At 69.7% G+C, this 3,987-nt stretch carries 4 protein-coding genes; 3 read left to right on the top strand and 1 reads right to left on the bottom strand.

The genetic code is table 11. The features are described 5' to 3' along the window. From NBZ83_RS30705 to NBZ83_RS30695, 3 genes are all read left to right on the top strand, one after another. The coding region (locus NBZ83_RS30705; protein WP_261576367.1) for a hypothetical protein at nucleotides 1-450 on the top strand (450 nt) is incomplete at its 5' end. After that, nucleotides 447-1,001, top strand: a complete 555-nt coding sequence (locus NBZ83_RS30700; RefSeq protein WP_261569749.1) for a hypothetical protein — start codon at nucleotides 447-449, stop codon at nucleotides 999-1,001. The genes NBZ83_RS30705 and NBZ83_RS30700, both read left to right, overlap by 4 nt. Continuing rightward, nucleotides 998-1,519, top strand: a complete 522-nt coding sequence (locus NBZ83_RS30695) for a hypothetical protein (RefSeq protein ID WP_261576366.1) — start codon at nucleotides 998-1,000, stop codon at nucleotides 1,517-1,519. The genes NBZ83_RS30700 and NBZ83_RS30695 overlap by 4 nt, the downstream gene beginning before the upstream one ends. A 133-nt stretch (nucleotides 1,520-1,652) precedes the next feature. Here the strand turns inward: NBZ83_RS30695 and NBZ83_RS30690 are convergent, their stop codons facing one another. Then, complete coding sequence (locus NBZ83_RS30690; RefSeq protein ID WP_261569753.1) at nucleotides 1,653-3,161, bottom strand: alpha/beta hydrolase domain-containing protein; 1,509 nt, start codon at nucleotides 3,159-3,161, stop codon at nucleotides 1,653-1,655. Nucleotides 3,162-3,987 lie beyond the last annotated feature (826 nt).

Below are 3,987 nucleotides of genomic sequence, written 5' to 3'. Positions count from 1 at the left end.
CCCGTCGGCTTCGATCTGCGGGCTGCCGGTACCCACTCCTACCGGGCGGGAGGTCCGGTCGCAGGCGCAACCGCATCAGGCGCAACCGCATCAGGCGCATCCACCCAGGCGATCGAATGGACCTGCACCATCTACCCCAGCGATCCGACCTATGCCGGTGGAACGATCTACGGCTACGGCGAACAGAAGTGCTCCGGTCCGATCGCGGCCCAGGGCATCACCGTCTATGTCAAGCACTGGAACGATTCCAGCAATGTCTGGGAACGAGTGGGCCTGGTCGGCACCGCACGTGGCGGTGTCGGAGTGATCAGCGCCGAGGCGAGCCGGCTGTGCATCGGGTCAAGCAGCCCGCAGCAGTGGCGCACCGAGGTCGCAGGCTTTGGTTCCGGTGATTCTGGAAGCTCCTCGGCCACGGACTACTCGAACCCCGTCAGCATCTACTGCCGTTGACCGACAAAGCGCAAACAGGCGCCCGCCGGGCTCCGGCGTTCCCCGACCCCCAGGTCATTCCCGGTGGCATCCACGTCTATGAACGACTGATCGAAATACCGGATCTTGTGATCGTGCTGCATGGGGTGCAGGCGCAGGCCGCCGGGTTCACGGCCGGGTTCTTCGCGGTCGGCCCGGCGATCACCCGATTCCTGAGCGCCGACGAGGAGGCCGCAGCGCGAGCGGGGCGGGAAGACGCCACGCTGGGTGCTCCGGTCTGGTCCACCCGCGGCCCGGCGGCCGTCCTGGTGCAATGCGCGCTTCAGCCAACAGATCCGGATCTCGCCCTCGAACTGTCGCCCTTCAATGGCATCTACACCACAGACCGGCGAAGATCGCACGGTTGGGTCTGGGCCGCGCCAATTCCGCGCTCCGGCGATGTCCTCTGCACCGTTCGCGCCGCCGGGCAGACCGGCCGGACCGTCCTCGACGGTTCGGCGTTGCGCGCTGCGGCTCGGGCGGCTCGCCGAATTCGGGGAACCGGCAAAGCCGATGGAGAGGGTCGGCGATGAGCGAGCCACCGGGCAAGCTGCCAGCGGTGCCGGTCCCGATCGGCGTCGACTGCTACGCGGTTCTTCTGGAGACCGCACGGCTCGCGGTCGTGGTCGACGGGGTACTCGCCGACCACGACGGCGTCGACATTCACCTGACCGCGGTGGGAGCGGACCTGCTGTTCACCACGACCTCGGAGCACACTCGGCCAGAGGGCGACGCGTTGCTGGAGCTGTCCCGATGGATGCGGCAGGAGACAAGCAGTGGGCCCCCCCAGCCGGAGGTGACCCTCGACATCACCAGCCCAGCCATGCCCGGACCACCCTCGGCGACAGTCACCCGGTCCGGGTCCTGGCTCGGGCGTGCATATGCGGTACTGCGGGTGGAACCCATACCCGCCCGTGGGGACCTCCACTGCGCCGCCGCCCTCGCCGGGGACGCCGCCGAGATGGTGATCAGCGGCGACGACCTGCGCCGCGCCTCGGATGCGGCGCAGTCCTTCACCTGGCGTGGCCGGGACCCTGCCGGCGGCAGTTGACTGCCAGCCGGCTTCCGTCCGGCGGGATCGGGTCGCCCGCGCCGACCGCCCATCCCCACTGGCGCCGGGAGATGGGCGGTCGGCAGTCTGCGGCGGTCAGGTGCAGTCGGCGACCGTCACGCGGGAACGACCGTCACTCGGGCACGGTGGACGACGCCGCCGCCGCCACGAGCGGCTTCGCGTCCGCCGGCAGAATGAAGCCGGCCTCCACGGCGCTGGCCGTGGCCTTCATCCACGCGGCGACGAAGGTGTCGTGGGACGGGTAGAGGGCGTGCAGCTGCGCCGGGGTGAACGGGACTGTGGTGCCGAACAGGGCGCAGAACGGAGAGGAACCGGTGTCCTGGCCGAGCCCGGACAGCTTCGCCACCGGGACGTCGACCGCGGGGGTGCGGATGCCGCCCTTCACGTTGCCGTTGGCGTCGAGGATGTAGGCGTTGTTCGCGATCTGTAGCCGTGGCGCCTTCGACGGCGCCTGCCCGCCGGTGACCCACCGGTTGAGCTGCGAGAACGCGGTCTGCAGGACGTACTGCTGCTCGCCGGCGTTGATCGGCTTGGCGCAGCTGAACCCGGCGGCCCCGGTCGGCGGGTTGCGCAGCGCGTTGAACGCGGCGACGCTGCCCTGCCCGTCGCCGATGTCCGTGGCCCCGATGCCGATGGTGTAGGCGTCGGCGTGGGCGGTCCCCGCGACCTCCCACAGGCGGAAGCGGTTGGTGTCGTCCTGGCGGGCGTCGACGTAGCCGAGCAGGCCGGCCGGCAGGTCCGTCTCGGTCTGGAAGGTCAGGACCGGGACGGCGAGGTCCGGTCGGATCCGGACGACGGCCGGCGCCGCGATGTCGGGGCGTTCCGGGGCCTGGGACAGCGCGCTCGCGGTGCCGGCGCGGCTGTGCAGCAGGTACCCGTCGTAGACGTTGACGAGCGGGTGGATGGCGTTGACGTAGGTCGTCAGCCGGAAGGCCGACTGCGACTCCCCGTCGCCGAGCACCTTCTTCGGCTTCAGCCCGCCGAGGACCGTGCCGGCCGACTTCCGCACCGCCTGGCCGGTCTGGGAGAAGATGTCGTACGAGTAGCTGTCACCGGGGTGGGACAGCGCCTGGTAGCGGTCCGGGTCGGCGTTCTTCGTCGCGTTGAGCCCGACGGCCTGCGCGGACACCCCGACCCAGGCGTAGCCGTCCCGGATGAGCTGGTTGTGGGCGGCGGTCCAGTCCGGGGCGCCGTCGTAGCCGGCGGAGACGTTGAGCCATTCGACGACGACGGTGCCGTTGAACTTCTTCGCGTCGACGGGACGGTTGACCACGATCCGTGTCGTGTAGGGCGCCGTGGCGGCGGGGGCCGCGGTCCACTTGCCGTCCGACCCCAGCGTCCCCGACGCCTGGTAGGCGGTCGCGGAGCCGGCGAGGAAGTACTCGGACTGCCGGTACCCGACCTTGGCTAAGTCGAAGGCGGTGGCGCCCACCACGGGGACGCCCTTGCCACCGGTGATGGGCCCGGTCACCGTGGGACTGGCGGCCGAGGGGCTGGCGGCGTGGGCGGCCGAACCGGTCGCGATCTGGGCCACCCCGGCGGCGGTCACGGCCAGCAGGCCGGCCACCGTTGTCGTCGCGATCCGTCGGCGGCGGGTCCGCCATCTGGCCATCACTGTCATGGTCACGTCCTTTACGGCGAGGGACGCCGCGACCCGACCTGCCTTCACCGAGCCGCGACACATGTCAGCATCGGTGGCTTCGCGAGCGATCGCCACGCGCGGCCCCGGCTGTAAAAACGACAGGGGCTGGCGCCGGAACACCCCCGAAATCCCCGGGCATTTCACCGGGACCGGTTTCGGGGCCTTCCTGGAATCACTCATTAACGATGCTGTGATCACGACGTTACGGGACTTCGACCGTGGACGGCACCCCACCATGGGGTAAATCTCTTCTTGACAAGGACGTTCCTTTTGGTCGGAGCCTGGATGGTGTGCGCTGTCACCCATCCAACTCCGATTGGTATCCGCCGGATGTCGGAAATCTGCACCCAAATTACCGACGATTGCGCGGAACCCCACACACCACGGATCGAATGCTTCGCCGCTGAGCGCGGCCCCATCCTCGGCCATCGCTCCACCCCGCGCCTCCACCCCGCGACCTCCGGCCGATTCCTCGCCGCCCGGCCCTGCTCTTCGCCGGCAGTCGCAGCCTCGGGGATGTCACGTCCGCGAGATGTCACGTCCGCGAGATGTCACGTCCGCGAGATGTCACGTCCGCGAGATGTCACGTCCGCGGGACGTCACAACCTCGGGACGTCACGGCCTCGGGGACGTCACGGCCTCGGGGATATGGACGGGCCGGTGGCATGCGGCGGGCCGCTTCCCCACATCGCTCACGGATACGAACATACGTTCGACATTTGCGAGTGGCGAGCCTACCGTTGGTTCATGACCACGCCCGGCCCCAGCCCCGGCCGCGACCCTGCTCCCAGCTCTGCCTCCGACC

Origin of the sequence: Frankia gtarii, from assembly GCF_025403375.1 — a bacterium.
Taxonomy (GTDB): Bacteria; Actinomycetota; Actinomycetes; order Frankiales; family Frankiaceae; genus Frankia; species Frankia gtarii.
Note: the sequence above shows the minus strand (reverse complement) of the source record. Positions and strands in the feature narration are given on the sequence as shown.